This is a genomic window from Streptomyces sp. NPDC033216 (assembly GCF_055577115.1).
On record NZ_JBVIQK010000004.1, the window covers coordinates 157505 to 184170 of the forward strand.

Sequence of the window (26666 nt, forward strand, 5' to 3'; positions counted from 1 at the left end):
CGAGAGGGCCGTACGGAGCAGCAGTATGACGATATGTGCGCCAAGCCGTAGTTCCACCGATACGACAGGGGACGGGGACCGGCGCCTTTCCAGCGCCGGCCGCCCGGCCGCCCGGCCGACGCGGGATCAGCGACGACAGCGGCCCGCGCCACCGACGTGAACTGCCCGCACCAGAGGGCGAGTTCGGTCGTGATGGCTTCAGCATACGCAACTCCCCGTGCCGCCCACCAACCCCACACCCCGCACCCTCCACCCCGCACCCTCTTGATGTGCTCACGTCGGCGCGCCATATTGGTCCGGACCATTGCCGCCGTACCGGGCCGGGAGGCGAAGCCGTGCGACGCGTTGTGCTGTGCGGATGGATGCTCGCCCTGTGCTGCGGCTGCGCCGCGCCGGGCGGCGGTGACGTGGGACGGGCACCGAGCGTGCCGACGGGCGTCACCGCCGAGGCGGGCAGCGCGACCAGCGTGCACGTGATGTGGAACGCGCTGCCCGGTGTCAGCGCCTACGCGGTGTACCGGGGCGCCACCAAAGCCGGGGACGTGCCCGGTTCCGAGCACATGCTCGACGTCACCCGTCTCACTCCCGCCACCGCGTATGTCTTCACCGTCCGGGCCCGTGACGACACGGGCCGGCTCGGGCCGCACAGTCGCGAGGTGCGGGCCACGACTCCGGCGGCGGTCGCGGCGGACCGCTCGGCCCCGACCCGGCCCGGCGGCGCCACGGGCCGGGTCGCCGGGAGCCGGGCCGTGCACCTGTCCTGGACGGCGGCCACGGACGACCGGAAGGTGGTGTCGTACGACGTGTTCCAGGGCGGCACCAAGATCCACAGTGTCGGCGGCGGGCAGACGGCGACCGTCGTCACGGGACTGCGGCCAGGCACCCGGTACTCGTTCACGGTCCGGGCGCGGGACGCGGCCGACAACCTCTCGCCCGCCAGCGCGGCCGTGCGCCTGAGCACAGGGCCGGGCGCCGACGAGGGAGAGGACACCGCGCCCGCGGACTTCCGGGCGACGACCCACCACGCCGACGGGGCTCACTACATCGACCTGGCGTGGGTGCCGCCGCGGGTGGACGGGGTGGTCACGGAGTACCAGATCCAGCTCGACGGGCAGCCGGCCACCTCGCTGGTCTGGGGTGGGACCCCGCCGCGGGACAAGGCAGTCCACAGCTTCTACGTGGGGCGCGAGGCCGGTGCCGAGTACCGGGTACGGCTGCGCGCACGGCTGCCGGACGGGACCTGGGGCGCGTTCACGACGGAGCGGGCGGTGACGACGGGCAGCCGACCGTGACGAAGCGAGCGGCGACGCGGGTCCGTCGGCAGCACACGCGCGGCGACGAGGGTCCGCCGCCAGGACACGCGCGGCGACGCAGGTCGGTCGCCTGGACACGAGCGAGCGGCGACGACCCGCTCCAGCCGCACGCGCACAGCCGACCGGCGACGAAGAACCGCCACCAGCAGCACACGCACACGCACTCCGCCACAACCGCTCCAGCCGCACGCACAGCCGACCGCGACCGGCGACCGGCGACCGGAAGGCGGCTCAGCACGCGCACCAGCGGTCATGACCGGCACGCGGTCACCAGGACCCGGCGAGCGGCGACGGCCGGGAGGGCCCATGAGGGCGCGGACGACCCGTGACGACGAGGGGTTCGGCCATCGGGGCGCAAGTGGGCGGGGCGTCGTCGTGGGCCGTCCGGAGGAACCCGTCACCTGCCCGGCCGCGGCCGGGGTGCGGGCCGGGCCGGGGGGAAGTTGGCTGCCCCTGAAGGCAGCACGGGCGTACCCGACCCTCGGCGGCGCAAGGTCGCCAACCGTGCAGCCGGAGGACATCCGATGCGCACTTCCCCTCTTCTCGCCCGCTGCGGACTGACCTTGGCGGCCGCCGCCGCACTGCCCCTCGCCGTGTCCGCCGAGCCCGCCGCCGCGCGGGCCTCGGGCATCTCCGTCAGCACGTCCGGCTCCACGGTGTCCGTGGTGACCAGCGCGTGCGCCCAGATCAACGGCAGCTGGGGCACGGCGGCACTGCTCGACAGCAGCCAGGCGAACTTCGCCCAGGGGCGCCAGGTGGCCCTGTCGGGCACCAGCGTCAGCCAGTCCGCGGCCTGGTCCAACGTCCCCCAGGGCACCCACACGGTCGTGGTGATGTGCTCCAGCGGCAGCACCGCCGGCACCCAGTCGGTGATCGTGTCCCCCGCTTCCCGGCCGACGATCTCCGCGACGGCCTCGCCGACCCGCGGGGTGATGGGCGGCATGGGCGGCGCGACGCGCGACTACGGCACCGTCACCCTCGTGGCGGGTGGCGCCCTGGTGGGCACCGGTGTCATCGCGACGGCCTGGTTCCTTCGCCGACGCACGAAGCCCTACCGCCTGTAGGGCCCCGGTCGCAACAGCGATCCGGCGCGGGTCTGGACAGCGAAGACGCGCCGGCCACCAGGCCCGCGCGGTGATCCCGGCCCAGGTGCCGTAGCGCACGGGGCGAGCGAGGGGCTACGGCGCCGGTTCGACGGGGTCGGGCAGTTCTTCCAACGCCTCCGTCAGCCACTGCGTCCAGAAGGTCTCCAACTCGATACCCGCGCGCAGCACCAGGTGCTGGAGCCGGACCTGCGCGCTGTCGGCGCCGGGCGGGAAGTCCCGCTCCTCGATCTCCTCGTACTCCGCCAACTGCCGTCGGTGCAGGTCGAGATGGCGGCGCAGGTCGGCTTCGAGCCCCGCGGTGCCGACGACGGCGGCGGCGCGCAGCCGCAGCAGCAGCGCGTCGCGGTGCGGCTTGGGGTCCTGCGCCGCGGCCGTCCACCGCTGGAGTTCGGCGCGGCCCGCGGGCAGGACCTCGTAGCTCTTGCGCTGCCCGCGGGCCGGCTGTTCGGCGGGCTGGGCCCGGATGAGTCCCTCGGTCTCCAGCTTTCCCAGCTCGCGATAGATCTGCTGGTGCGTGGCCGACCAGAAGTAGCCGATCGACTTGTCGAACCGGCGGGTCAGATCCAGCCCCGACGACGGCTTCTCGAGGAGGGCGGTGAGGATCGCGTGCGGGAGTGACATGGGCTCATCCTAGGGACGGCGGGCCGCCCCTACAGGGCCGCGGCCAGCTCCGTGCCCTGCTTGATGGCACGCTTGGCGTCCAGTTCGGCGGCCACGTCGGCGCCGCCGATGAGGTGCGCGCTCGCCCCGGCGGCGACCAGCTCCTCGTACAGGTCGCGGCGCGGGTCCTGACCCGTGCACAGCACGATGGTGTCGACCTCCAGGACCGTGCTCCGCCCGCCGACGGTGACGTGCAGTCCGGCGTCGTCGATGCGGTCGTAGCGCACGCCCGGGACCATGCGCACGCCGCGGTGCTTGAGTTCGGTGCGGTGGATCCAGCCGGTGGTCTTGCCCAGACCCGCGCCGACCTTGCCGGTCTTGCGCTGGAGCAGGTGGACGGTGCGCGGCGGGGCGCTCCGCTCCGGCGCGGCGAGACCGCCGGGTGCCCGGTAGTCCATGTCGACGCCCCACTGCCGGAAGTACGCCGCCGGGTCCTCGCTCGCCTTGTCGCCGCCGTCGGTGAGGAACTCGGCGACGTCGAAGCCGATGCCACCGGCGCCGAGGATCGCGACGCGGTCGCCGACGGGGGCGCCGTCGCGCAGGACGTCGAGGTAGCCGACCACGCTCGGGTGGTCGACACCGGGGATGTCGGGGACGCGCGGGCTCACCCCGGTCGCGACGACGACCTCGTCGTGGTCCGCCAAGTCGCCCGCGGAAACACGGGTGTCGAGGCGGACGTCCACGCCGTGGGCGTCGAGCTGGTGGCGGAAGTAGCGCAGCGTCTCGTCGAACTCCTGCTTGCCGGGGACCTTGCGGGCCACGTTGAGCTGCCCGCCGATCTCCGCCGCCGCGTCGAACAGCGTGACGGTGTGGCCGCGTTCGGCCGCCGAGACCGCGCAGGCCAGCCCGGCGGGTCCGGCGCCGACGACCGCGACGCGCTTGCGTCGGCGGGTCGGGGTGAGCACCAACTCGGTCTCGTGGCAGGCGCGCGGGTTGACCAGGCAGGAGGTGATCTTGCCGCTGAAGGTGTGGTCGAGACAGGCCTGGTTGCAGCCGATGCACGTGTTGATGGCCTCGGGCGTGCCGGCCGCGGCCTTGCCGACGAAGTCGGGGTCGGCGAGCATCGGGCGGGCCATCGACACCATGTCCGCGCAGCCGTCGGCGAGCAACTGCTCGGCGAGTTCGGGGGTGTTGATGCGGTTGGTGGTGACGAGCGGGACCGAGACCTCGCCCATGAGCTTCTTGGTCACCCAGGTGTAGGCGCCGCGGGGCACGGAGGTGGCGATGGTGGGGATGCGGGCCTCGTGCCAGCCGATGCCGGTGTTGATGAGGGTGGCGCCGGCCGCCTCGACGGCCTTGGCGAGGGTGACGACCTCGTCCAGCGTCGAACCGCCGGGGACCAGGTCGAGCATCGACAGCCGGTAGATGACGATGAAGTCCTCGCCGACCGCCTCCCGCACCCGCCGCACGATCTCGACGGGGAAGCGGGTCCGGTTCTCGTAGGAACCGCCCCAGCGGTCGGTGCGGTGGTTGGTCTGGAGGGCGATGAACTCGTTGATGAGGTAACCCTCGGAGCCCATGATCTCGACGCCGTCGTAGCCGGCCTGCCGGGCGAGGCGGGCGGCGCGGACGTAGTCGTCGATGGTCCGCTCGACCTCGGCGTCGGTGAGTTCGCGGGGCACGTGCGGGCTGATCGGGGCCTGCACCGCGCTCGGCGCCACCAGGTCCTCGTGGTAGGCGTAACGGCCGAAGTGCAGGATCTGGAGGGCGATGCGCCCGCCCTCGCGGTGCACGGCCTCGGTGATCGTGCGGTGCTCTTCGGCCTCCGCGTCGGTGGTGAGCTTGGCGCCGCCCTCGTACGGGCGGCCCTCGTCGTTGGGGGCGATGCCGCCGGTGACGATCAGACCCACTCCCCCGCGGGCGCGGGCGGCGTAGAACTCCGCCATGCGCGCGAAGCCGTGCTCGGCCTCCTCCAGGCCTACGTGCATCGAGCCCATGAGGACGCGATTGGGCAGGGTGGTGAAGCCCAGGTCGAGCGGGCTCAGCAGGTGCGGGTATCGGCTCATCGGGGCCCCTCCGTGCGCGGTGTCGTGCCCCTGTAGTTGTAGAGGACCGCGTACGGGTTATGCAACTAGTTGCACAATGGGTCCGACGTCGCCTTTCTCACGTCGCCGACTTCTCGCACCGTGCCGGCTTCTCACCTGGTCTCGCGTCACCGGCTTTCGAGCAGCAGGTGCAGCTCCGTCTCCTGGTCGCCGGAGGCGGAGGAGAGGTCCTTCACCCGGAACATGGAGTCCAGCGTCGTACGGAACCGCTCGATCGCCCAGTAGCCGCCCTGGACGTCGGCCGTGACGGACGACGACAGCCGGGCGGGGCGGGCGCAGTCGCGCACGTCGCTGACCTCGAAGGTGCCGAGCCACACCATCGGACGGGTCTCGTCGACCTGTTCGGGCACGTCGTCGGCACAGCGGTCGGACGCGAAGCAGGCGCACAGCGTGTCGAACACGATCCGGGCGTCCTCCTTGCTGCAATCGCTGATCTCCAGGGTGACGGACTCCTGATGGGGTCGCTCGCGGTCCATCGTGATCGCTCCTCTCGTGACGGTGGGGCGATGTCGCGGGTTCCCCGCGAACCGCGCCACATCCCAAGAAAAGCACCACTTTCCCGGGCGGGCACCACCTGGACGCCCCACCCGGGAGGCGCAGGTCACCGCGTCAGGCGGTACGTCTTGCTGTCCGTCAGCACACAGAAGCCGGGTGATACGACGATCACCCGCAGGGTGCCGGTGCGGCGGTCGTAGTCGATGCCCTCGGTCTCGAAGGAGCCCGAGCAGGAGCTGCGCAGGGGCAGCTGACGCAGGGCGGTGACGTGGCCGTTCACGTCGCCGGAGTCGCCCGGCTCGGCCGACAGGTCGATCCGGAGCAGCGGCTTGGTGATGCCGAAGAGGGTGCCCGCCGGGTCGTCGGAGGAGCACAGGAGGGTGGTCGGGCCGGTGAAGTCGCAGCCTTGGACGTCGCGCACCGGGTGGTCGAGGCGGACGGTGGAGGCCAGCGGGAGGTCGGCCGTGGGCGAGGTGCTGGGGTTGACGCCGGGGGTGGGAAGGACGAGCAGCCGGGTCATGGTGCCCCACTCGCCCGTGAGCATCCAGCGGCCGCCGGGTGCGATGGCCACCCAGGAGTTGTTCAGGGCCTCGCCGGGGCTGAGCGCGTGCACGTACTCCGACCAGGCGCCGCCCGGCGCCTGCACGCGGTACATCTTCGCGGTGCCCGAGTCCCGCTGGTAGGGCTCGACGTAGTGACCGTCGTAGGAGGCGTCGGGGTCGCCGACGTGGTTCCAGCCGCGGATGCTCACCCCGACGGGGATCGTCCCGATACCCGTGTAGCGGTTGGCGCTGTTCGCCGGGACCTCGATCGAGGCCAGGCCCTGGCTCTCGGTCAGCGGGTCGGCGCGGTCGGAGCCGACCTCGGTCCAGGTGTCGGCGGCCGCGGCGGGCGGGGCGGCGCAGAGGGCCGCGGCGGTGGCCGTGGCCAGGGCGATCAGGGCGGTGCGCAGGGTGCGACGGCGTCCGTGGCCGGGGCGCAGGGGCATGGGTCTCCTCTGTTGGAGGGTGGGGGTGCGCGCTCGGCGGACAGTGTGGCCAACTTCCATGGTCATGTACAGACCAATCGAATGGACTGGCGTGGACCATGAGGAGAACGGCGCGCGCCGCCGTACTGGAGGAGCATGGAAGAGCGCCCCAGGCGTGGGATAAAGCGGTTGAGCGCGGTACAACTGGTGGAGTCGGCACGGGGGACGGCGTGCCGCGTCGACGTACGGAGGCGGTGCGTGGCATGAGTGCAGCCGGATCGACCGCGGCCGAGGCAGGCGGCCCGACAGGGCCCAGCGGTCTGCTGGACGTGCTCAACGTGGCCTCGGTCGTCCTGGACACCGAGGGCCGCATCGTGCTGTGGAGTCCGCAGGCCGAGGAGTTGTTCGGTTACCCGGCCGGGGAGGCGCTGGGGCGGTACGCGGCGCACGTGATGGTCCACGAACAGCACGTCGAGCTGGTCGTGAAGCTGTTCTCCGACGTCATGGCGACCGGCCGCACCTGGGAGGGCGCCTTCCCCATCCGGCGCAAGGACGGCAGCACCCGCCTGGTGGAGTTCCGCAACATGCGGCTCATCGACGACCAGGGACAGGTCTACGCCCTCGGCCTCGCCGCCGACCAGTCCACGGTGCGCCGCCTGGAACGGGACGTGGCCCTCTCGGCGCGCATGGTCACCCAGTCCCCCATCGGCTTCGCCGTGCTGGACACCGGGCTGCGGTACGTGTCGGTCAACCCGGCACTGGAGCGCATCAACGGCGTCCCCGCCGGGGAGCACCTGGGCCGGACCATGCGCGAGGTGCTCCCGCTGCTGGACACCGAGGCCCTGGAGTCGGCGGTCGGCGAGGTGCTGCGCACCGGGGTGCCGCTGGTCGACAGGTCCACGATCGGCCGTACGCCGGCGGACCCGGACCAGGACCACGCCTGGTCCATCTCGCTGTACCGGCTGGAGGACGCCCGAGGCACCGTGCTGGGCGTCGCGATCTCCGTCGTCGACGTCACCGACCAGTACCGGGCGGGCATCGAGGCCGAGACCGCGCGACGCCGCCTCGCCCTGATCGCCGACGCCTCCGCCCGCATCGGCACCACCCTCGACCTGGAACGCACCGCCGACGAGCTGGCCGACGTGGCCGTGCCGGAGTTGGCCGACATCGCCGCCGTGGACCTGCTCGACGCGGTCGTGGCGGGCAGGCGCACCAGCCTGAGGCCGTCGGAACCCGCCGTGATCCGCGCCCTGGCCGTCCGCGCCGCCGACGCCCCGGAAGCCCTGAGCGCGGCCGATCCGCCCGGCCAGATCGCCCGCTACGCACCCGACCGGCTGGTCACCGAGTGCGTGCGCACCGGTCGGCCCATCCTGGTGGCCCAGGTCAAGGACGAGGACCTGGCGCGGATCGCCCGCTCCCCGGAGGCCGCGGGCCTGTTGGCGCGGGCGGGCGTCCACTCCTATCTGGCGGTGCCGCTCATCGCGCGCGGTGAGGTGCTGGGCTCCCTGGATCTGAAACGGACCCGCAATCCCCTGCCGTTCGGCCGCGACGATCTTCTGCTCGCCCGGGAGCTGGCGGCCCGCGCGGCCGTGCAGATCGACAACGCGCGCTGGTACCAGAACGTCCGCAGCACCGCGCTGACCCTCCAGCGCAGCCTGCTGCCGAGCCACCCGCCGGTCACCGGCGGCCTGGAGGTGGCCTCGCGCTACCAGCCGGCCGGGGCGACCACGGAGGTGGGCGGCGACTGGTTCGACGTCATCCCGCTGGAGGACGGCAAGACCGCCCTCGTCGTCGGCGACGTCATGGGCAGCGGCATCGACGCCGCCGCCACGATGGGCCGGCTGCGCACCGCCACGACCACGCTGGCCTCGCTCGACCTCGATCCGGCGGTGCTCCTGGAACACCTCGACCGGATCACCCTGGGCCTGGACCACTTCATAGCGACCTGCGTGTACGTCGTCCACGACCCGCGCCTCGGCCGGTGCCGGATAGCCAACGCCGGGCACCTGCCGCCCGCGCGCGTACGGCCCGGACACCCGCCGGAGCTGCTCGACCTGCCCACCGGGGCTCCGCTCGGAGTGGGCGGCGTGGCCTTCTCCTCGACCGACGTCGACTTCGCCCCCGGCGACCAGCTCGTGCTGTACACCGACGGGCTGGTGGAGACGCGCAGCCACTCCCTCGACGAGCGCCTGGACGCGCTGCTGGCGCTCCTCGACGACCCGGCACGTCCGCTGGAGGAGCTGTGCGACCTGCTGCTGCGGGCGCTGCACCACCCGGACAACCACGACGACGTGGCCCTGCTCGTGGCACGCGCACGGCCACTGTGACGGCGCCCCGCACGTGACCGCGGCGCACCGCCCGACAACCCGGGGGCAGCGGCGCCGCGGCCTGAACCGCTACTCCTTCGTCCCGATCACCACGTGGGCGTACAGCTCCTCGTCGACGGCCGGACGCGCCCTGAGGCCGCCCCGCCGGAACGCCTCGACGGCGTCCGCCGCCTGGAGTTCGCTCGTCTCGACGAGGACGCAGCCGCCGGGCGCGAGCCAGCCGGCCGCCTCGGCGGCGACCCGGCGCAGCACGTCGAGCCCGTCGGCGCCGCCGTCGAGGGCGGTGAGGGGCTCGTGCTCGCGGGCCTCCGCGGGCAGCAGGGGAACCTCCCGGGTGGGGACGTACGGCACGTTCGCCGCCAGGATGTCGACACGGCCGCGCAGTTGACCGGGGAGCGCGTCGAACAGGTCACCGGTGTGGACGTGTCCGCCGAGGGCGGCGACATTGCGGCGGGCGCAGCGCACGGCGGCCGGGTCGATGTCGGCCGCGTGCAGTTCCACCCCGCCGAGCGCCGAGGCGAGGGCGGCGCCGACCGCGCCCGAGCCACAGCACAGGTCCACGACGACGGACGCGTGCGGCGCCCCGGCCAGTGCCTGGCCGACGAGGAACTCGGTACGGCGACGGGGCACGAAGACGCCCGGTTCGACGACGACACGCCGGCCGGCGAACTCGGCCCAGCCGAGGACGAGTTCGAGGGGCAGACCGGCCACACGGCGCTCCACCGCCGCGGTGAGTTCGTCGGGTGCGCGGGCGGCGGCGAGGATCAGCTCCGCCTCGTCCTCGGCGAAGACGCATCCGGCGGCGCGCAGCGCCGCGACGACGGCCTCACGGGACGGGTACGGCGAGGGGGACGAGGGAGCGGAAGGAGAGGAAAGAGGGGGCATGGAAGCCGAGAGCCTTTCGGAGACCGAAGGGGGCGCTCTCGCGGTCGCCTACCGGCGGTCCGCGCCGTTCCGAGGAGAGAGCACCCGACCTGACACTGCGGTAATGGGTCCCACCTCCTCGGTCGCTCATGGCCGGGGTCGTCCGCAGCCGACGGCCACCCTATCCCAACTGCCGCCCGCCGAAACCCCGCTCGGCCGGCCGCGCCCGCGGACGCCGACGGCGACGGCGAGTCGTACCGTGCAGACGAAACGCGATGGGTCAGGGAGACGTGAGGGAGACCGGGTGGAGGCGGGCGAGGCGGTGGAGACCGTCCAGCGCGAGACTTCGGTCTTCGCCCGGCGCGCCCCTGCCTCGGCCGGCGACTGCATCCCGAGCTGTCGCTGGTGTCGTACACCCTGCTCTGCCACCTGGAGGACAGCGGCGGCTGCCGGGCCACCGACCTGGCCGCGCACCACGCCCTGGACAGGTCCACCGTCAGCCGCCAGGTCTCCGCGCCGGAACGGTCCGGGCTGATCGAGCGGCGCCAGGACCCCACCGACCACCGCGTGCACGTTCTGCACCTCACCGACGCGGGCCGCAACATCCTCGGCCAGGTCACCGAGAGCCGCCGCGCGGCCTTCCGCGAGCGGCTCGCCGGGTTGGCCGCAGGGAGATCTTGAGCGGTTCGCGGACTGTCTCGTGCGGTACAACGCGTGGGGCGGGAGCGGGGCGCCGGACGAAGGCTGACCCCGTGCCGGCGCCGCGCCCCGGCGCGGTCACGCCGCCGGCACCGCCTCCCGCTCGGGTGCCCGAGCCGCCAGGAACGCCGTCCTGCGGCGCAGCCGGAACCCGAGGGACTCGTAGAGACGGATGGCACCGGTGTTGGCGGCGCTGGTGTGGAGGAAGGGGGTCTCGCCGCGTTCACGGATGCCGTGGGCGACGGCCAGGATCAGCCGGGTGGCGAGGCCCTGGCCCCGGACGACGGGATCGGTGCAGACCGCGCTGATCTCGGTCCAGCCGGGCGGACGCAGGCGCTCGCCCGCCATGGCGACGAGGGCGCCCTCGCGGCGGACGCCGAGATACGTGCCGAGTTCGATGGTGCGGCGCTCGAAGGGGCCGGGCCGGGTGCGGGCGACGAGGTCGAGCATGTCGGGGACGTCGGCGGGGCCGAGGCGGATCGCCTCCGCGTCCGGCGCGGCGGCCAGCCCGTCGTCGACGAACTGCACACCCTCGATGCGCTGGGTGATCTCCCAGCCGGCCGGCACCTCGCCGCGGAACCCCGGCAGCGGTACCTCCCCGCCGGGGCCGGCGAGCGCGGCGAGGTCCGCCCAGTCGTCGGCGTGCGGGTCGTCGGGCAGGGCGAGCCAGGGCGACATGTCGACGGGGTAGCGCAGGACCCGGCCGCGGTGTTCGGCGAAGCGGGCGTGCGGGCCGGTGAGGGAGGCGAGGGCGGGATTGTCCAGGACATGTCGGACCTGGGCCTGGCTCATATCGCGGCTCCGATCTCGCTCGCGACCTTGGCGCGGGCGTGGCCGTCCTGCGCCCGGTACGCCGTGCGCTGCGTGCGGCCGACGGGGTCGACGCCCGTCGGCCGCACCGCGACGAGCACCTGACCGGGGCCCGGACGGGGCCGGCCCGCGGCGACGGTCCCCGGGCCGCCGTACCGCGTGAAGACGTACGCCTTCGGCATTGCTCCCACTCTCCTTCGCTGCCGCCGGACCGCTGGATCCGGAACGGAACGACACGTGCAAGGGGGAACGCGGGACGGCTATTCCCCGGCCGCCGAAGTGTTCACACGCGCTTCATGACCGGCGGCCGGACGGGGGCCCGCGCCCGGCTGACTCGCCCGTACGGTTGAATGCGTAAGCAATCGCCGCCCTCACGCTGGAACTCCATGAACGTCACCAGAGGCTTCACCGGACGCCCGCGCGTCGACAACCCGGGCCTGCCCCCGGGCCAGTACGACGCGGGCGACGACTGGCCCGTACTGTCCGCCGAGGTCACGCCCAGCCTCACGCCCGCCGACTGGAGCTTCCGGGTCGACGGGCTGGTGGGCGCACCCCGCACCTGGACCTGGGAGCAGGCCCACGCCCTGCCCGCCTCCGGGTACGAGGGCGACATCCACTGCGTGACCGGCTGGTCGAAGTTCGGGGCGCGGTTCGGGGGCGTGTCGCTCGACACGTTCCTGGAGGCGGTTCGGCCGCAGGCGTCCGCGACCCACGCCGTCGCGTACTCGCACACCGGGTACACCACCAGCCTGCCCCTCGCCGACCTCACCGGCGGCCGGGCCTGGGTCGCCTTCGAGTACGGCGGCGAGCCGCTCTCCCCCGAGCACGGCGGCCCCGCGCGGCTGCTGGTGCCGCACCTGTACTTCTGGAAGAGCGCCAAGTGGATCGCCGGCCTGCGGCTCCTCGACCACGACGAGCCGGGTTTCTGGGAGCAGAACGGCTACCACGCGCGGGGCAACCCCTGGGAGGAGCAGAGGTACTCCGGTGACAGTGACTGAGTCGTTCACTCCCCCGACCCGGTTCGCGGTGCCCGGCCGCATCGCCGTCAGCAGCCGGGCGGCGTCGCTGTGGCAGACGGCCACGATCACCGAGATCCGCCGCGAGACGCCGTACGCGGCCACCTTCCGTCTCGCCGTGCCCGAGTGGGAGGGACACCTGCCGGGGCAGCACCTGATGCTGCGGCTCCGGGCGCAGGACGGCTATCTCGCCCAGCGGCACTACTCGATCGCGTCGGCGCCCCACGACGCGGGGCACATCGAGCTGACCTTGGACCGTGTCGAGGGCGGCGAGGTGTCGGGCTGGTTCCACACCGTGGCCGTGCCCGGGGACGAGATCGAGGTCCGCGGGCCGCTGAGCGGCTTCTTCGCCTGGCCCGGAGACCGCCCCGCGCTGCTGGTCGGCGCCGGCTCCGGAGTGGTACCGCTGATGTCGATGGTGCGCCACCATCGGGCCCGGCGCCTCACGGTCCCGCTGCGGCTGCTGGTGTCCGCGCGCGGCCCCGGGGAACTGATCTACGCGCGCGAGTACGGCGCGGAGACGACGCCCGTGTTCACGCGGACCGCGCCGGAGGGCACGCCCGTGGGCCGGCTCACGGGCGCCCATCTGGCACCACTGCTCGCGGAGCGGCCGGAGGGCGGCTGGGAGGCGTACGTGTGCGGGTCGAACGGGTTCGCCGAGCATGCCTCACGGCTGCTGGTGGAGGCGGGGCAGCCGGTGGACCGGATCCGGATCGAGCGATTCGGCTGACGCTCCCTTCGACAGGCGCCCGGTCCCGGGCGCCGCTGCCGGCATCTCCCGCACCGCCGGCATGTCCGGCTCGCCCGAAGGGGTGGGACGACTCCCTCGTACGGGGTACCCCTTCCTTGTGGGCACTCGTCCGCCTGACGGCGAGGAGGTCGACATGCGAAGCGGGCTGCGCGGCTGGCGCTGGCGGCAGAATCCGCTGCGGCGTCGGTCGGATGTCGTGGAGGCGTGGACGGTGCTGGTGGTCACGGTGCTCGTCCTGCTCGGCGCGCCGCTGGCGGGGGCGTTCGCCGGCCGGTGGGCCCATGAGGACGCGGTGAGCGTGGCGGCCGAGCAGCGGGCCGAGCGCCGTCATGTGCGGGCGGAGGTCGTGGGCCGACCGCCCGACGCGCTGCCGACGGCGGACGGCACCCGGGGCCGGCACCACCGGGTCGCCGTGCGCTGGACGGAACCCGGCGAGGCCCCGCACCGGACCATCGCGCTCGTGCCCGCCGGCACCCACCGGGGAGATCTGGTCGATGTGTGGTTCGACGCGCGGGGCCGGAGCGTCCCGCCGCCGCCCGACGGCACGGTGGTGTGGCAGCACACGCTGACGCTCGGCGTGGCCACGACGGGCGGCACGGCGGCAGCGGTGCTCCTGGGGCACGTGGCCCTGCGCAGGGTGGCCCTGCGGCACCGGCTGGCGGAGTGGGACCGGGAGTGGGCGCGCACCGGGCCCGAGTGGAGTCGGCGCAGCGCCTGACGGAGGTGTCCCGGACGGCATCGGGCCTGGTCCCGGGGTCTGGTAAGCGCTCCCAGCGTCCACGTACGGTGTGATCATCCGTACGGCCACTCATCACAAGGCGGTTGCTCATGGCCCTGTTCGACCTGTCCCTGGAGGAGCTCCACGAGTACCGCAGTGGATCCGCCGAGCCTGAGGATTTCGACGCGTTCTGGTCCAAGACCCTGCAACAGGCCCGCGAGCACGATTTGGACGTCCGCTTCGAGCCGGTCGACACGGGGCTGGCCACGGTGCGCGTGTTCGACGTGACGTTCGCCGGATACGGCGGCCATCCGGTCAAGGCCTGGCTGACCTTGCCCACGACGGCGACGGAACCGGTGCCGCTGGTCGTGGAGTTCGTCGGCTACGGCGGGGGCCGCGGGTTGCCGCACGAGCACCTGCTGTGGGCGTCGACGGGCCGCGCGCACTTCATCATGGACACCCGCGGCCAGGGCAGCGCCTGGGGCGGCGGTGGCGGCACCGCCGACCCGGTGGGCGCGGGACCGGCGTTCCCCGGCTTCATGACGCGGGGCATCGACGCCCCAGAGAACTACTACTACCGCCGGGTGTTCACCGACGCGGTGCGTGCCGTCGAGGCGGCCCGTTCGCACCCGCTGACGGACTCGGCGCGCACCGTGGCGCTCGGCGCGAGCCAGGGCGGCGGCATCACGATCGCCGTGGGCGGCCTGGTGCCGGACCTGGTGGCGGTCGCGCCGGACGTCCCGTTCCTGTGCGACTTCCCCCGCGCGGCGACGCTGACGGATCGTCACCCCTACCGGGAGATCGGCCTGTTCCTCAAGACGCACCGCGGTCGCACGCAGGACGCGCTGCGCACCCTGTCCTACTTCGACGGCGTGCACTTCGCGTCCCGCGGCTCGGCGCCCGCCCTGTTCTCGGTGGCCCTGGAGGACCAGACGTGCCCGCCGTCGACGGTGTTCGCGGCCTTCAACGCGTGGGCGCACGACGACCGGACGATCGAGGTGTACGACTTCAACGACCACGAGGGCGGCGGCCCTTACCACGAAGCGGCCAAGGTGCGCTGGCTGCGGTCCTACGCGTGAGCCCCTGATCGCGCCTCCCCCCTGCTCCGACCGGTCGGTGTGTTCGGTGGACCCCGGACCGCGCGGTCGCGGTCCGGGGTCCCGGCGGATCACGGAGGGCCCAGGTCCGATCACCTGCCGCGGGTTCACGGCCACTGCGACGGGCGCTTCGCGGTGGTGCGCCGCGTACGAGGAGAAGGTCCGAGAGCGGGGCGAACCGCCCGCCGGGGTGACCGTCACGGTCGACGGTGCGATCGTGGCCGACCCGTGGGGCGGCTGGGCCGGCGTGGCACGCACGCGCGCCGGGAGCGGGGCACGCAGGTCGACGCGTGGTCGCCCTCGAAGGGGCCGACGGCGCGGTCGGCCAACGGCCACGACACGGCGCGGGCGGTCGCCGCCCCGTACGGCGTCCTCGCGAACCACGGTCCCCGCGGCGGCCGGCGCGTCCTGTGCCCCGAGGCCGCCCGAGCGGGTCCGCGAGGGGCAGGGGGCCGCCGGGATCTGGCGCCGGGCGCTGGCCTCCCGCACCACTCGGAGATCGGGCTCGATCCGGGACGGAGCGGTCCGAACGGCTCCTACGGAACCAACCCGCGCGCTTTCGGACACGACGGCTTCGGCGGCTCGTGCGGTCTCGCCGACCCCGAGGCCGGGCTGCCCCTGGGGTGCGTGAAGAACCGCATGGGGCCTCGGATCGCGGATGTGCCGCGGAAGACGGCGCTGGTGAAGGCCGCGTAAAGCGCTCTGTGCGGGGGCGGCGGGCGGTCCGGTTTCGGCCGTTCGGCCCGTCCACCCTTCCCTAGTGGTTTAGACCAATGCTAGATCTGGTGGTGCACAAGCCCGCACGGCACGTCACCACAGGAGGCGCGCGGCATGGCCCGCCCCATCCCCCATCTTCAGCCCCTCTACCGGCGCATAGCGAGCGAGTTGGTCGGCGAACTGCGCGACGGCACCATCCCACCCGGCGAACGCCTGCCCGCGGAGCGGCACCTGGCCGAGCACTTCGGGGTCAGCCGGGTGACCGTCCGGCAGGCGCTGGAGGTGCTGCGCCGTGACGGACTGGTCGCCACCGACCGGCGCGGCAGCCACGCCGTCCTGCCGGGGCCGCCGGTAGCCGACCCGGCCTGGCTCGCCTTCCCGGTCGGTTCGCGTGGCGCGGACGACCCCCGCGCGGGGGACCGCACCGCGCTGAGCTGGGAGCCGCCCCCGCCCGAGCACGCCACCGCGCTCGACCTCGCCCCGCACCGGCCGACGCTGGTCCACCGCTACGAGTCGACGGGCGCGGACGGCCGTACCCTGCGGACGGCCGTGACGTCCTTCTCCGCGGTGGCCCTGGCCGAGGTCGAGGAACTCGCCCGCTACCGCGACCGCGCCGACACCGCCGGCTCCCCGCAGCTGCGGCGCGTCTACGACTGGATGCGCCGGGCCGGGCTGACCCTTCACCACCGGGACGCCATCACCCGGCCGGACGGCGCCCCGTCGATGCGGGTGACCCGGCACGTGCACGACCAGTACGCGCGACCGCTGGAGATCACCGACCTCGTGGTGGAGACCCGTCAGGAGGCGCTGGTGTACACGTTCACCCTGCCCGCCGCCGACTGACCCGGACCGCGTCCGCCCGCCTCAGCCCGTCCGGCGCGCCTCGACCATCCGCACCCGCGGACTTCCGTCGCCCCGCGTCCCGAACTCGGGCAGGGCGTGCAGGTCCACCCGGAAGCCGGCGCGCTCCAGCTCCCGGCGGACCTCACCCAGCCGGAAGGCCCGGTAGTACATGACGAACGGGGGGCGCCACACGGCGTTGCGGACCCGCATCACCGCGTCGAAGGCGAGGAGCGTCCAGAACGCGCGGGAGGACGGCCGGGGCGGCGCGAGCACCGGGAACGCGAACCGGCCGCCCGGCCGCAGCGCGCCGTGCACCTGGGCGAAGAGGCCGGGCAGTTCCGTCGGCAGGAAGTGCCCGAACGCGCCGAAGCTGACGACGAGGTCGAAGGCGTTCGTGAACGGCAGGGCGCGCGCGTCCGCCCGCACCCAGGACACCCGCGGCTCCGGCGGGCGGGCGCGCCCGCGGGCGATGTCGAGCATCCCGGCGCTGAAATCGACTCCGGTGACGCTGCCGCGGCAGAGCGTGGACAGCGCGTCGACGCCGGCACCGGTGCCGCAGCACAGGTCGAGGCCGTCGTCGTAGGGGCCGGTCCGGCGCAGGGCCGACATGACCGCGTCGAGGACGGGCACGGGGGTGCGGAACGGCGTGTGGTCGAACTTCGGCGCGAGGAGGTCGTAGCCGTGCTCGACGGACGACAGGGCCTGGACGGCGAGTTCGCGCAGCGTGGGGCCTTCGGGGCTGAACATCGGCGTCAGCCTACGGCGGTCCGCCGCCGCAGGTGCACCAGTACCCGCTCGCACCAGCGCAGGTTCTCCTCCTCGAAGCCGATGCCGGCCATCAGTGTCAGGTAGGGGCCGATCCGGTCGGCCTCGCGCAGGAACTCCTCCTCCGTGCGGCCGGCGAGGAGCCGTTCACGCACCCTCCTGTAGCGGTCGAGCTTGCCGCGCGCCCAGCTCATCCGCTCCTCGATCAGCGCGCGGGCCGTCCCGGGATCGACGCCGACGCCGTCCATCGCCTGGATCTTGATGAGGAGTTCGTCGCGGATGGCGGTGGGCCGGCGCGGGGGTACGGCGGCGAACGCGCGCAGGTTTTCGCGGCCGGCCTCGGTGAGGGTGAACATCCGCTTGTCGGGCCGGCGCTCCTGCCGCACGACCCGTGCCTCGATCATGCCGTCCTGCGCGAGACGCTCCAGCTCTCGGTAGAGCTGCTGCGGGGTCGCGGGCCAGAAGTTCGCCAGGGAGACGTCGAAGATCTTGGACAGTTCGTAGCCCGACGCCTCGCCTTCCAGGAGGGCGGCCAGGACGGCGTACTTCAGCGACATGTGGACACGGTAACAGCAGGTGATTACTGTCATCCGCACATAGTCAACTAAGTGAGTAAGGGGTGGCCGTATGCGCGCGTTCCGAGAGGCGGTCGAGGCCGGCGACCTCGATGCGGTGGAGGCCCTGCTCGCCGACGACGTGGTGTTCACCAGCCCGGTCGTCTTCAAGCCCTACCCCGGCAAGGCCATCACCGCGGCCATCCTGCGCGCGGTGGCGCGGGTCTTCGAGGACTTCCGGTACGAGCGGGAACTCGCCGGGGCCGACGGCCGCGACCACGCGCTGGTGTTCAGCGCGCGGGTCGGCGAGCGCGAGCTGAGCGGCTGCGACTTCATCCATGTCGACGAGGACGGCCTCATCGACCGCCTGACGGTGATGGTGCGGCCCATGTCGGGCGCGCGGGCGCTGGCCGAGGCGATGGGGGCAAGGTTCGACGAGATCGCGCGGGAGGCCGAGGCGCGCGCCCGCTGAACACGCCGGTGGCCGGCACGCGGGGCGAACCCCGCGGGCCGGCCGCCATGTGTCGCGCGAGCGTCAGTCCTTGAGCTGGCCCAGCGTGGCCTTGGAGTCCGCCTTGAGCCAGTCCTTCACATCGTCGAGCGACGGCGGAGCCTTGTCGTCGTCGTAGGAGGACAGGTAGGTGCTGTAGCTCATCGTGTACGTCGTCCAGCCGTCCCGCACGGCGAGCGTCGCGTAGAGCGAGCCGCTGGTGGAACCACTGGTGGTGTCCTCGCTGACCAGGTAGGCCTCTTCACCGATGTCATCGACGGTCTCCACGTCGTAACCGGGGTATCTCTCCTCGTAGTGCTTCCACAGGGCCGTGAACTCCGGGCCGGGGTCGGACTCTTTGTGCAGGTCCACCTGGGTGGAGAGGTAGGCGTCGGCGTAGCTCGACCCGGTCTTCTTCAGGTTGATGCTGCAGTGACTCTCGTCGAGAGCGGCGTCCTTGAGGGCGTGGTGCGTCGGGGAGCCGTCGTCGTCCGGGTACTCCGTCTCGAAGGAGGAGTAGTCCGTGCTGGAGCAGAGGTTGGCCGGCGCCGTGTAGCCGCGCAGGTCCGCGTCGGCACTCTCCCCACCGATCAGGAGGACACCCGCCGCCCAGGCCGCCGAGGCGACGACGGCACCCACGGCCACCCACAGCACCGCCCGTCCCGCACCCCCGCCGGACGGCGGCGGAGGAACGGCCGGATACGGGCCCGGCGGGCCGTACGGATGGGCGGCCGCCGGCTGCCCCGGCCCGCCGGCCTGGCTCGGCTGACCGACCAGGGTCGGGGTGGCGTAGAAGTTCGGCTGGGCCGGCACGGGCGCGGGCGGCGGGAAGCCACCCGCCGCCTCCGGAACCGGCGACTGCGGATGCGGATACGGATACACACTCGGGGGAGCCGGCGCCCCGGACGGCTGCTCGGGCTCCTGCGGAGGCTTGGGCGGCGTGGACATGGCGTGAAGATAGTGCAGCGTAGGAGGTCAAGTCCCCTGTCGTCCCGGATCGTTATGGTCTGGGGACATCTGGTGCCGACCGATGACACTGCGGTCCGAACCAAGGGAGAAGCCCCGGAACAGCCGGGACCGCTCTCGGTCGAGGAGAGGGACTCAGAGCCTGCCTCGCCATGGCGCCGACACAGGTGGTAGGCTCTACCGAGCACTTGTGTACGCCCCATTCGGGGCGCCGGTGCGGTCCCTCTCTCAGTTCGCTGTTGCGCCCGCCGATCCCGGTCGGTGCGCCGGCTTCTTCCGCAGAAACCTCGTGAGCAGCGGTTCCGTCGTGTCCGAGGTTCTGCTTCCCCCCGCCGCAGGTGCGCGTACACCGCCCTGCCCCTCGCGGATCCACCCCCTTCCTTCGCACGCCTCATGCCTTCCGTCCTCGAAAGGACCGACCACCGTGACCACCACACTCGAACAACCCTCTGTCCGGCATCAGCCCCCGGCTCAGCTCGTCACCGGTGTCCTCGACACCGACGGCAACGGAATGGGGCGGCTGCGCGCGGCGAACTGCCTGCCCACCGCCGACGACGTCCAGGTCACGCCCGCGTCGATCCGCCGGCTCGGCCTGCGCAAGGGCGACTTCGTCGAAGGACCGTGCGACGACCGGCGCACTCTGACCGACGTGGCGCGGGTCAACGGACGCACGCCCGACGCCCTGCGCGGCCGCCGTCACTTCCGTGACCTGACGCCCCTGCACCCGCACGAGCGGCTCCGTCTCGAACATCCGGCGGCCGGGCTCGCCGGACGGGTCGTCGACCTGCTCGCGCCCGTCGGCAAGGGTCAGCGCGGACTGATCGTGGCACCGCCCAAGACCGGCAAGACCGTCCTCATCCAGCAGCTCGCCGCCGCCGTCGCCGGGAACCACCCGCGGGTCCGGCTGATGGTGCTGCTGCTCGACGAACGCCCCGAGGAAGTCACCGACATGCGGCGCTCGGTGCGCGGCGAGGTCTACGCCTCCACGTTCGACCAGGCGCCCAGGCAGCACATCGCCCTCGCCGATCTGGTCGTCGAACGCGCCAAGCGGCTCGTGGAGGCGGGCGAGGACGTCGTGATCCTGCTGGACTCCCTGACGCGGCTGTGCCGGGCCCACAACAACGCGGCCGCCGCCGGTGGCCGCACCCTCAGCGGTGGCGTCGACGCCACCGCGCTCATCGGCCCCAAGCGGTTCTTCGGCGCCGCGCGAACCGCCGAGGAGGGTGGCTCGCTCACCATCCTCGCCAGCGCGCTGGTGGAGACCGGCTCCCGTGCCGACGACTTCTACTTCGAGGAGCTGAAGGGCACCGGCAACATGGAGCTGCGCCTCGACCGCGAATCAGCCTCGCGCCGCGTCCACCCGGCCGTCGACATCAACACCTCCGGCACCCGCCGCGAGGAACTCCTCCTCTCCCCCGCCGAGTTGACCGCCGCCCGCGGCCTGCGCCGCGCCCTCCACACCCGCGACGGCCAGGCGAACCTGGAAACCCTCCTGGAGCGGATGCGCGCGACCCCGGACAACGCGACCTTCATCCGCCGTATCCAGCCGACCCTCCCGGCCGCCTGATCTCCTCGGCCGTGCGAGGTCCCGCCCAGGGGGTGCCGCGGTGGAGCGGGACCGGTACGACGCCAGCGGCCGCGGCGAGGCGGTCCGGCGCGCGAAGCGGGCCGGGCGGTGGGGTTGGAATGCCACGGGGAGCGTCACCGACCGCACGGTGGCGCACCGGTCACCGAAGTGGCCTTCTGGTCGCCGTCACCTTCGCGACGGCCCACGTCGTCGTCTCCAGGGGCCGCGGCGTGCGGCATCCGGGTGCACGCGCCCCGGTGTGCGGCACGGGCAGCGCGGGGAAGGCCCGGTTCATTCTTACGTTGATCATATGACAATCGGATTCTCTCCTCGGGTCGCCGCGTCGGCCTGCGCGCTGTGCGTGGCGGCCGTCGTGGTCCTCGGGCCCGCGGCACCCGCCGCCCCCGCCGGGGCGGACACCGCTGCGGCGGGCGGAGGGCGCGCGGCGGCACCGGGGCCCGCCCTGCTGTACCGCTCCGGTACGCACATCCGGCCACGCCCCGGAGCACCCGAGGTCCCGCCCGTCTCCGCACTGTCGTGGCTGGTCGCCGACGCGGACACCGGCGAGGTGCTCGCCGCGTCGAACGCGCACCGCAGGCTGCCCCCCGCCAGCACCCTGAAGACCCTGTTCGCCCTCACGGTGCTGCCCGTCCTGCCCGGCGGCATCCGGCACCGGGTCACCGAGGAGGAACTGTCCGGGATCGGAGCCGGCAGCAGTCTCGTGGGAGTCGCCGAGGGACGGTCGTACCGGGTCTCCGACCTGTGGCGCGGAGTGTTCCTCAATTCGGGCAACGACGCCGTGCGCGTACTGGCCGCGCTCAGCGGCGGCTGGCGCAGCACGGCCGCCCGGATGCAGGCCAAGGCCCGCTCCCTGGGCGCCCTGGACACCCACGTGCTGTCCCCGGACGGGTACGACGCCCCTGGCCAGGTGTCCTCCGCGTACGACCTCGCGGTGTTCGGGCGGGCGGGACTGCGCAACCCGGACTTCGCCCGGTACTGCGCCACCGTCGAGGCCCGGTTCCCGGCGCGTGACGGGGGCACGTACGGCATCGTCAACACCAACCGCCTGCTCAGCGGGACGAACGGGGTCGAGCCGTATCCGGGGCTGATCGGCGTCAAGAACGGCTACACCAGCAACGCGGGCAACACCCTCGTGGCCGCCGCCCGGCGCGGGGAGCGCACCCTCCTCGTGACGGTGCTCAACCCCCAGGCCGGCGGCGGCCTCGCCGTCTACGAGGAGGCGCGCGAGCTGCTGGACTGGGGGTTCGGGGCCGCCGGGCGGGTCGACCCCGTGGGCTCGCTGGACGCGCTGCGGGCGCGGCCGAGGCCCGGAGTGGGGCCGGGGCCGGGGCCGGAGGCGACGCCCGTGGCCGTCGCCGCGCTCGCCGTGGACGACGACGGGCCCGGCTGGTCGGAGGCGGCCGTCATCGCCGGCGCCGCTGTGCTGGGCGGTGTCGGCGTCGCCCTCGTGCTGAGGCTCATGGACCGCCGCGGCTGGAGGAGTTGACCGACCGGCAGCCGTAGCAGCAGACCGGTTGCCACGGCTCGTGGAGAAGGCCGCTCGGACGACCGGCTCGTGGCACGGCCACTCAGAACACCGACAGGCCCGTCAACGTCGTGAAGCGGTCCAGGGCGGCCACGCCCGCCACCGAGTTCCCGCGCTCGTCCAGGCCCGGACTCCACACGCACAGTGTGCAGCGGCCCGGTACGACCGCGATGATGCCGCCGCCGACACCGCTCTTGCCGGGCAGACCCACGCGGTAGGCGAAGTCACCCGCCGCGTCGTAGGTGCCGCAGGTCAGCATGACGGCGTTGACCTGCTTGGCCTGGCTTCGGCTGAGCAGCCGGGTGCCGTCGGCACGGACGCCGTGCCGGGCGAGGAAGCCGGTGGCCAGGGCGAGGTCGGCGCAGGAGGCGGTGATCGAGCACTGACGGAAGTACTGGTCCAGGAGGGCCGGCACCGGGTTGTCGATGTTGCCGTAGGACGCCATGAAGTGGGCGAGGGCGGCGTTGCGGTCGCCGTGCGTGGACTCGGAGGCGGCGACCTCCAGGTCGAAGTCGAGCGCCTCGCTGCCGCTCTCGGCCCGCAGGAACTCGCGCAGTTCGCCCGCCGCGTCGCCGGTACGGGTCTGGAGGCGGTCGGTGACGACGAGCGCGCCCGCGTTGATGAACGGGTTGCGGGGGATGCCGTTCTCGTACTCCAACTGGACCAGCGAGTTGAAGGGGTTGCCGGAGGGTTCGCGGCCGACGTGCTCCCAGAGTTCGTCGCCCTCGCGGGCGAGGCCGAGGGCGAGGGTGAAGACCTTGGTGATGGACTGCGCCGAGAAGGGCTCACGCCACTCGCCCACCCCGTACACCGTGCCGTCCAGCTCGGCCACGGCCATGCCGAAGCTCCGGGCGTCACGGGCGGCGAGCGCCGGGATGTAGTCGGCGGGCCGGCCGCGGCCGGGAGTGCGGGCCATCTCCTCGGCGATGCGCTCCAGGACCGGCTGGAAGGTGAGGGACGACGTCGTTGCCATGATCACCATTGTCCTCCGGACCGGTCCTGGCGCGTCGGGGCAGGACGGGGAAGGACAGGGTGCGGCGGTGACGGACGAGGGGCCGCCGGACGGCCGCGCGGACCGGCGGGCCGGTCGTCGTCGGCCCGCGACGGGGGTTTCGCTCCGGCCGGGCGGGGTGGGCCGTCGGCGGACGGAACCGATGGGCGGCCGCGGGCGGGCCCTCGACGGCCGACCCGCCCCGGCCGTCCGAGCCGGTCGGCACGGGACGGACTGTCGTACAGCCGTGGCGCGAACGGGGACGCGGACGGGGAACGGGGCGGCCGACCCGGCGAGCGGCATGCGGACATCCCGCCCGCACGACCCCGGCGTAGGGGCAGAACCGGTACCCGGCCTCGACGGCCGCCGCACCCCGGGTCCCCGCATCGCGTGTCAGGCGCGGGCCGGCTGGGTGACCGGGTCCAGGGCGCCCACCGTGCGGACACTGCCGACGGGTTCGCCACCGCCGAGGAGGAGTTCGCCCCCGAAGGGCGTCAGGCGGGCGGGGTCCACGCCGGCGCGGACGAGGGCGGCCGCGGTGACGGGTACGCGGGCCCGGTTCGCACCGTCGGAGATCTTGACGGCCACGGCACGGCCGTCGGGGAGTGCGGCGACCTCGACGCCCTCGAAGCCGTCCTTGGCGAGCAGACCGGGGACGGCCCGCATCAGGGCGGCGACGTCCCTGCCGGAGCCGGAGGCCATCTCGGCGTGCTCGCGCATGGCGTCCGCGACCCTGGCCTCCGGGGTGCCGGGCGCGGCGGTGGTGATGCGCGCGGCGGCACGCGCCAGACCGTTGAGGGAGACGGAGAACAGCGGCGCGCCGCACCCGTCGACGGTGACCCGGGCGATCCGCTGCCCGGTGAGGTCCTCGACGATCTCGGCGATCGCCTGCTGGAGCGGGTGCCCGGGGTCGAGGTAGTCGTCGAGGGACCAGCCGTTGAGCTTGCAGGTGTACAGCATGGCCGCGTGCTTGCCGGAACAGTTCTGGGCGAGGCGGGAGGGCAGGCGGCCCTCGCGTATCCAGGTGTCGCGGACGACCGGGTCGTACGGCAGGTCCGTGACGTTGCGCAGGTCGTCCTCGGTGACGCCGGCCAGTTCGAGGATCCGCCGGGTCCCTGCGAGGTGACGCTCCTCGCCGGAGTGGCTGGCGGCGGCGAGCGAGAGCAGCTCGCCGTCGAGCGGGAGCCCGGCGCGCACCATGGCGACGGCCTGCACGGGCTTGAGCGCGGAGCGCGGGTGGAAGGCGACCTCGATGTCGCCGAGCTGGAGGTCGATCTCGGCGTCCGGGCCGAGGACGACGACGGAGCCGTAGTGGACGCCCTCGGTCACCCCGCCTCGAACGAGGTGGGCGACGGGGACGTGGAGGGGTTCGCGGATCGCGGGGGCGTCGGCGAGGACACTGCTGTACATCACTGCCTGATCACTGGTGAGGGGGTGGGGACCGACGGCGGGTTCACGCGTCGGCGTCGGGCGAGGTGCGCGCACGACGGACGCCGATGGCGTGCCCGTGCCTGCGCTTCGGAGACCTGTTGCAGCCCGTGTCCGGGGCGTCGACGTGACGGGCGGGGGGACGCGTCTCGTCCTCGAGGTGCCGTTCGCTCACCGCTCGGGTCCGCCTTCCGCACTGGGGTCCGTGCGCGGGGGGCGCACGATGTCGGTGAGGGTCGTCTCGACCCGGTCGAGGTGGTGGCTCATGGCCGCCACCGCGTCGGACTCGGAACCCTCGACCAGCGCCTCGACGATGGCCCGGTGTTCGCGGTTGGACTGCTCGCGCCGTCCGCCCAGTTCGTTGAGGAACGCCGACTGACGCGCCAGTGCGTCGCGGATCTCCTCGATGACCCGGCGGAAGACCGGGTTCTGGGCGGCCTCGGCGACGGCGAGGTGGAAGAGGGTGTCCATCGCGACCCAGGCGGTGGTGTCGGTCTCCCGTTCCATCCGGTCCAGGAGGTGGGCCAGGTGGTCCAGGTTCTCCGGGGTACGACGCGTCGCCGCGTACCCGGCGACGGGGATCTCGATGTGGCGGCGCACCTCGAGCAGATCGCTGGCCGCGTAGTCGCCGAAGGTGGGGTCCTCGACGGTGTTGGCGACGACGAAGGTGCCCTTGCCGGTGCGGGAGACCGTCAGGCCCATGGTCTGGAGGGCGCGCAGCGCCTCCCGCAGGACAGGCCGGGAGACCTCCAGGGTGCGGCACAGTTCGGCCTCGGAGGGGAGCTTGTCCCCGATGGCGTACTGACCGCGCTCGATGGCGTCGCGGAGGTGGGCGAGCACCGCTTCCATCGCGCTGATGCGACGGGGCGCCCGGCCACCTGTCTGGCTGTCTGACAGGTTCACGGGAGTGATACTCCGGGTGGCTCGAGGCCCCTGTCAAGGCGGGTGAAAGGAGGGATTCAGCGAGCACTCGTCGTGAAAGGCGGATTCCGGCCTCCGCCGAGCGCCGGTCGCCTCCCGGGCGGCAGCGGTGGAGGACTCCCGCCGCCCTCGGGTCAGCTGTCCAGGACGCCCGCCGCCAGCAGGCCGAACAGCAGCACGCCCACGACGATCCGGTAGATGACGAACGCGTTGAAGGAGTGCCTGGCGACGAACTTCAGCAGCCAGGCGATGGAGGCGTAGGCGACCGCGAAGGACACTGCCGTGCCGACGACCAGCGGCGCCGCCCCGGACCCGGCGCCCAGGGCGTCCTTCAGCTCGTACAGGCCGGCGCCGGTGAGGGCCGGGATGCCGAGGAAGAAGGACAGGCGGGTGGCGGCGACCCGGTCCAGGTCGAGCATCAGCGCGGTCGACATGGTTGCGCCGGAACGGGAGAAGCCGGGGAAGATCAGCGCGAGGATCTGGGAGCTGCCGACCAGCATGGCGTCCTTGAACGAGGTGTCGTCCTCGCCCCGCTTGTGGCGGCCCGTCCGGTCGGCCGCCCACATCACACCGCTGCCGGCGATGAGCGAACCCGCGACCACCCAGAGCGAGGCCAGTGGGCCTTCGATGAGCGGTTTGGCGGCCAGCCCGACGACGACGATCGGGATCGTCGCGCAGATCACCCACCACGCGAACCGGTAGTCGTGGTGGTGGCGTTCGCCCTTGTCGCCGAGACCGCGGAACCAGGCGGAGACGATCCGCACGATGTCCTTGCGGAAGTACACGAGTACCGCGGCGATCGCGCCGACCTGGATGACGGCGGAGAACCCGACGACCGCGTCGTCGTCGACCGGGATGCCCATCAGGCCCTCGGTGATCTTCAGATGTCCGGTGGAGGAGACAGGGAGGAACTCGGTCACTCCCTCGACGGCTCCGAGGACGACGGCCTGGCCGACGGAGATGGCGCTCATGGGATCCAGTTCTGCGGGTGGGTCGACGGTGCGGTGCCC

Annotated in this window: 25 protein-coding genes and 2 pseudogenes; 13 read left to right on the forward strand and 14 right to left on the reverse strand. The window is 73.2% G+C overall.

What is annotated here, in order from left to right; genetic code table 11:
* Positions 1 to 362 precede the first annotated feature (362 nt).
* Entirely contained in the window at positions 363 to 1292 is a 930-nt protein-coding gene (locus ACZ5Y0_RS10135; RefSeq protein WP_469128472.1) for a fibronectin type III domain-containing protein, read from the forward strand.
* 545 nt (positions 1293 to 1837) lie between these two features.
* Positions 1838 to 2377 (forward strand): hypothetical protein, encoded by a 540-nt coding sequence (locus ACZ5Y0_RS10140; RefSeq protein ID WP_469128169.1) that lies wholly within the window; start codon positions 1838 to 1840, stop codon positions 2375 to 2377.
* Positions 2378 to 2491: 114 nt separating this feature from the next.
* Here ACZ5Y0_RS10140 and ACZ5Y0_RS10145 read toward each other — a convergent pair whose 3' ends face one another.
* The 4 genes from ACZ5Y0_RS10145 to ACZ5Y0_RS10160 form a co-directional block, all read right to left on the reverse strand.
* A complete protein-coding gene (locus ACZ5Y0_RS10145) occupies positions 2492 to 3040 on the reverse strand; it encodes a PadR family transcriptional regulator (RefSeq protein ID WP_469128170.1) in 549 nt (182 codons plus the stop codon).
* Positions 3041 to 3069: 29 nt separating this feature from the next.
* Entirely contained in the window at positions 3070 to 5085 is a 2016-nt protein-coding gene (locus tag ACZ5Y0_RS10150; RefSeq protein ID WP_469128171.1) for an FAD-dependent oxidoreductase, read from the reverse strand.
* A 146-nt stretch (positions 5086 to 5231) separates the two neighbouring features.
* Positions 5232 to 5600 carry a hypothetical protein gene (locus tag ACZ5Y0_RS10155; RefSeq protein WP_469128172.1) on the reverse strand — a complete coding sequence of 123 codons (369 nt, stop codon included), beginning with the start codon at positions 5598 to 5600 and terminating at the stop codon, positions 5232 to 5234.
* 125 nt (positions 5601 to 5725) lie between these two features.
* The gene (locus tag ACZ5Y0_RS10160) at positions 5726 to 6607 is read right to left on the reverse strand and encodes a hypothetical protein (protein ID WP_469128173.1); all 882 of its coding nucleotides are present in this window, start codon (positions 6605 to 6607) and stop codon (positions 5726 to 5728) included.
* Between the two features lie 242 nt (positions 6608 to 6849).
* Here ACZ5Y0_RS10160 and ACZ5Y0_RS10165 point away from each other — a divergent pair, with 242 nt between their 5' ends.
* Positions 6850 to 8913, forward strand: a complete 2064-nt coding sequence (locus ACZ5Y0_RS10165) for a SpoIIE family protein phosphatase (protein WP_469128174.1) — start codon at positions 6850 to 6852, stop codon at positions 8911 to 8913.
* Between the two features lie 69 nt (positions 8914 to 8982).
* On the opposite strand, the gene ACZ5Y0_RS10170 is transcribed toward ACZ5Y0_RS10165, so the two are convergent.
* Positions 8983 to 9798 carry a putative protein N(5)-glutamine methyltransferase gene (locus tag ACZ5Y0_RS10170; RefSeq protein ID WP_469128175.1) on the reverse strand — a complete coding sequence of 272 codons (816 nt, stop codon included), beginning with the start codon at positions 9796 to 9798 and terminating at the stop codon, positions 8983 to 8985.
* 283 nt (positions 9799 to 10081) lie between these two features.
* Here ACZ5Y0_RS10170 and ACZ5Y0_RS10175 point away from each other — a divergent pair.
* Positions 10082 to 10525, forward strand: a pseudogene (locus ACZ5Y0_RS10175) (MarR family winged helix-turn-helix transcriptional regulator).
* Between the two features lie 29 nt (positions 10526 to 10554).
* Here ACZ5Y0_RS10175 and ACZ5Y0_RS10180 read toward each other — a convergent pair.
* Together ACZ5Y0_RS10180 and ACZ5Y0_RS10185 are read right to left on the reverse strand one after the other, a co-directional pair.
* Entirely contained in the window at positions 10555 to 11268 is a 714-nt protein-coding gene (locus ACZ5Y0_RS10180; RefSeq protein ID WP_469128176.1) for a GNAT family N-acetyltransferase, read from the reverse strand.
* Complete coding sequence (locus tag ACZ5Y0_RS10185; RefSeq protein WP_469128177.1) at positions 11265 to 11468, reverse strand: hypothetical protein; 204 nt, start codon at positions 11466 to 11468, stop codon at positions 11265 to 11267. The genes ACZ5Y0_RS10180 and ACZ5Y0_RS10185 overlap by 4 nt, the downstream gene beginning before the upstream one ends.
* A 204-nt stretch (positions 11469 to 11672) precedes the next feature.
* Between ACZ5Y0_RS10185 and ACZ5Y0_RS10190 the strand changes: the two genes are divergently transcribed.
* The 6 genes and pseudogenes from ACZ5Y0_RS10190 (at position 11673) to ACZ5Y0_RS10215 (ending at position 16428) form a co-directional block, all read left to right on the forward strand.
* Positions 11673 to 12284 carry a sulfite oxidase-like oxidoreductase gene (locus tag ACZ5Y0_RS10190; protein ID WP_469128178.1) on the forward strand — a complete coding sequence of 204 codons (612 nt, stop codon included), beginning with the start codon at positions 11673 to 11675 and terminating at the stop codon, positions 12282 to 12284.
* Complete coding sequence (locus ACZ5Y0_RS10195; protein WP_469128473.1) at positions 12277 to 13032, forward strand: ferredoxin reductase; 756 nt, start codon at positions 12277 to 12279, stop codon at positions 13030 to 13032. The genes ACZ5Y0_RS10190 and ACZ5Y0_RS10195 overlap by 8 nt, the downstream gene beginning before the upstream one ends.
* A gap of 154 nt (positions 13033 to 13186) precedes the next feature.
* On the forward strand, positions 13187 to 13771 hold the full coding sequence (locus ACZ5Y0_RS10200) for an Rv1733c family protein (RefSeq protein WP_469128179.1): 585 nt from the start codon (positions 13187 to 13189) through the stop codon (positions 13769 to 13771).
* A gap of 110 nt (positions 13772 to 13881) precedes the next feature.
* Positions 13882 to 14850 carry an acetylxylan esterase gene (locus ACZ5Y0_RS10205; protein ID WP_469128180.1) on the forward strand — a complete coding sequence of 323 codons (969 nt, stop codon included), beginning with the start codon at positions 13882 to 13884 and terminating at the stop codon, positions 14848 to 14850.
* 339 nt (positions 14851 to 15189) lie between these two features.
* Positions 15190 to 15564, forward strand: a pseudogene (locus ACZ5Y0_RS10210) (EstA family serine hydrolase); the annotation flags it as partial.
* Between the two features lie 135 nt (positions 15565 to 15699).
* A complete protein-coding gene (locus tag ACZ5Y0_RS10215) occupies positions 15700 to 16428 on the forward strand; it encodes a GntR family transcriptional regulator (protein ID WP_469128181.1) in 729 nt (242 codons plus the stop codon).
* 21 nt (positions 16429 to 16449) lie between these two features.
* Here the strand turns inward: ACZ5Y0_RS10215 and ACZ5Y0_RS10220 are convergent, their stop codons facing one another.
* Together ACZ5Y0_RS10220 and ACZ5Y0_RS10225 are read right to left on the reverse strand one after the other, a co-directional pair.
* Positions 16450 to 17175, reverse strand: coding sequence for a class I SAM-dependent methyltransferase (locus ACZ5Y0_RS10220; protein WP_469128182.1), 726 nt, complete (start codon positions 17173 to 17175; stop codon positions 16450 to 16452).
* 5 nt (positions 17176 to 17180) lie between these two features.
* Complete coding sequence (locus ACZ5Y0_RS10225; protein WP_469128183.1) at positions 17181 to 17750, reverse strand: PadR family transcriptional regulator; 570 nt, start codon at positions 17748 to 17750, stop codon at positions 17181 to 17183.
* A gap of 70 nt (positions 17751 to 17820) precedes the next feature.
* Here ACZ5Y0_RS10225 and ACZ5Y0_RS10230 point away from each other — a divergent pair, with 70 nt between their 5' ends.
* Complete coding sequence (locus ACZ5Y0_RS10230) at positions 17821 to 18219, forward strand: nuclear transport factor 2 family protein (RefSeq protein WP_469128184.1); 399 nt, start codon at positions 17821 to 17823, stop codon at positions 18217 to 18219.
* A 63-nt stretch (positions 18220 to 18282) separates the two neighbouring features.
* Here the strand turns inward: ACZ5Y0_RS10230 and ACZ5Y0_RS10235 are convergent, their stop codons facing one another.
* Positions 18283 to 19185, reverse strand: coding sequence for a hypothetical protein (locus ACZ5Y0_RS10235; protein WP_469128185.1), 903 nt, complete (start codon positions 19183 to 19185; stop codon positions 18283 to 18285).
* A gap of 442 nt (positions 19186 to 19627) precedes the next feature.
* Between ACZ5Y0_RS10235 and rho the strand changes: the two genes are divergently transcribed.
* Positions 19628 to 20770, forward strand: a complete 1143-nt coding sequence (gene rho / locus ACZ5Y0_RS10240) for a transcription termination factor Rho (protein ID WP_469128186.1) — start codon at positions 19628 to 19630, stop codon at positions 20768 to 20770.
* Positions 20771 to 21080: 310 nt separating this feature from the next.
* Positions 21081 to 22277, forward strand: a complete 1197-nt coding sequence (locus tag ACZ5Y0_RS10245) for a D-alanyl-D-alanine carboxypeptidase family protein (RefSeq protein WP_469128187.1) — start codon at positions 21081 to 21083, stop codon at positions 22275 to 22277.
* 82 nt (positions 22278 to 22359) lie between these two features.
* Here the strand turns inward: ACZ5Y0_RS10245 and ACZ5Y0_RS10250 are convergent, their stop codons facing one another.
* From ACZ5Y0_RS10250 to ACZ5Y0_RS10265, 4 genes are all read right to left on the reverse strand, one after another.
* On the reverse strand, positions 22360 to 23298 hold the full coding sequence (locus ACZ5Y0_RS10250; protein ID WP_469128188.1) for a glutaminase: 939 nt from the start codon (positions 23296 to 23298) through the stop codon (positions 22360 to 22362).
* A gap of 402 nt (positions 23299 to 23700) precedes the next feature.
* A complete protein-coding gene (locus tag ACZ5Y0_RS10255) occupies positions 23701 to 24717 on the reverse strand; it encodes an asparaginase (protein ID WP_469128189.1) in 1017 nt (338 codons plus the stop codon).
* Between the two features lie 189 nt (positions 24718 to 24906).
* On the reverse strand, positions 24907 to 25638 hold the full coding sequence (locus ACZ5Y0_RS10260; protein ID WP_469128190.1) for a FadR/GntR family transcriptional regulator: 732 nt from the start codon (positions 25636 to 25638) through the stop codon (positions 24907 to 24909).
* A 152-nt stretch (positions 25639 to 25790) separates the two neighbouring features.
* Complete coding sequence (locus tag ACZ5Y0_RS10265) at positions 25791 to 26627, reverse strand: undecaprenyl-diphosphate phosphatase (RefSeq protein ID WP_469128191.1); 837 nt, start codon at positions 26625 to 26627, stop codon at positions 25791 to 25793.
* Positions 26628 to 26666: the final 39 nt, after the last annotated feature.

Bases quoted from the DNA above. Each gene is read 5' to 3' on its own strand.
- ACZ5Y0_RS10135 (WP_469128472.1), top strand. From the start codon at position 363: ATGCTCGCCCTGTGCTGCGGCTGCGCCGCGCCGGGCGGCGGTGACGTG.
- ACZ5Y0_RS10140 (WP_469128169.1), top strand. From the start codon at position 1,838: ATGCGCACTTCCCCTCTTCTCGCCCGCTGCGGACTGACCTTGGCGGCC.
- ACZ5Y0_RS10145 (WP_469128170.1), bottom strand. From the start codon at position 3,040: ATGTCACTCCCGCACGCGATCCTCACCGCCCTCCTCGAGAAGCCGTCG.
- ACZ5Y0_RS10150 (WP_469128171.1), bottom strand. From the start codon at position 5,085: ATGAGCCGATACCCGCACCTGCTGAGCCCGCTCGACCTGGGCTTCACC.
- ACZ5Y0_RS10155 (WP_469128172.1), bottom strand. From the start codon at position 5,600: ATGGACCGCGAGCGACCCCATCAGGAGTCCGTCACCCTGGAGATCAGC.
- ACZ5Y0_RS10160 (WP_469128173.1), bottom strand. From the start codon at position 6,607: ATGCCCCTGCGCCCCGGCCACGGACGCCGTCGCACCCTGCGCACCGCC.
- ACZ5Y0_RS10165 (WP_469128174.1), top strand. From the start codon at position 6,850: ATGAGTGCAGCCGGATCGACCGCGGCCGAGGCAGGCGGCCCGACAGGG.
- ACZ5Y0_RS10170 (WP_469128175.1), bottom strand. From the start codon at position 9,798: ATGCCCCCTCTTTCCTCTCCTTCCGCTCCCTCGTCCCCCTCGCCGTAC.
- ACZ5Y0_RS10180 (WP_469128176.1), bottom strand. From the start codon at position 11,268: ATGAGCCAGGCCCAGGTCCGACATGTCCTGGACAATCCCGCCCTCGCC.
- ACZ5Y0_RS10185 (WP_469128177.1), bottom strand. From the start codon at position 11,468: ATGCCGAAGGCGTACGTCTTCACGCGGTACGGCGGCCCGGGGACCGTC.
- ACZ5Y0_RS10190 (WP_469128178.1), top strand. From the start codon at position 11,673: ATGAACGTCACCAGAGGCTTCACCGGACGCCCGCGCGTCGACAACCCG.
- ACZ5Y0_RS10200 (WP_469128179.1), top strand. From the start codon at position 13,187: ATGCGAAGCGGGCTGCGCGGCTGGCGCTGGCGGCAGAATCCGCTGCGG.
- ACZ5Y0_RS10205 (WP_469128180.1), top strand. From the start codon at position 13,882: ATGGCCCTGTTCGACCTGTCCCTGGAGGAGCTCCACGAGTACCGCAGT.
- ACZ5Y0_RS10215 (WP_469128181.1), top strand. From the start codon at position 15,700: ATGGCCCGCCCCATCCCCCATCTTCAGCCCCTCTACCGGCGCATAGCG.
- ACZ5Y0_RS10220 (WP_469128182.1), bottom strand. From the start codon at position 17,175: ATGTTCAGCCCCGAAGGCCCCACGCTGCGCGAACTCGCCGTCCAGGCC.
- ACZ5Y0_RS10225 (WP_469128183.1), bottom strand. From the start codon at position 17,750: ATGTCGCTGAAGTACGCCGTCCTGGCCGCCCTCCTGGAAGGCGAGGCG.
- ACZ5Y0_RS10230 (WP_469128184.1), top strand. From the start codon at position 17,821: ATGCGCGCGTTCCGAGAGGCGGTCGAGGCCGGCGACCTCGATGCGGTG.
- ACZ5Y0_RS10235 (WP_469128185.1), bottom strand. From the start codon at position 19,185: ATGTCCACGCCGCCCAAGCCTCCGCAGGAGCCCGAGCAGCCGTCCGGG.
- ACZ5Y0_RS10245 (WP_469128187.1), top strand. From the start codon at position 21,081: ATGACAATCGGATTCTCTCCTCGGGTCGCCGCGTCGGCCTGCGCGCTG.
- ACZ5Y0_RS10250 (WP_469128188.1), bottom strand. From the start codon at position 23,298: ATGGTGATCATGGCAACGACGTCGTCCCTCACCTTCCAGCCGGTCCTG.
- ACZ5Y0_RS10255 (WP_469128189.1), bottom strand. From the start codon at position 24,717: ATGTACAGCAGTGTCCTCGCCGACGCCCCCGCGATCCGCGAACCCCTC.
- ACZ5Y0_RS10265 (WP_469128191.1), bottom strand. From the start codon at position 26,627: ATGAGCGCCATCTCCGTCGGCCAGGCCGTCGTCCTCGGAGCCGTCGAG.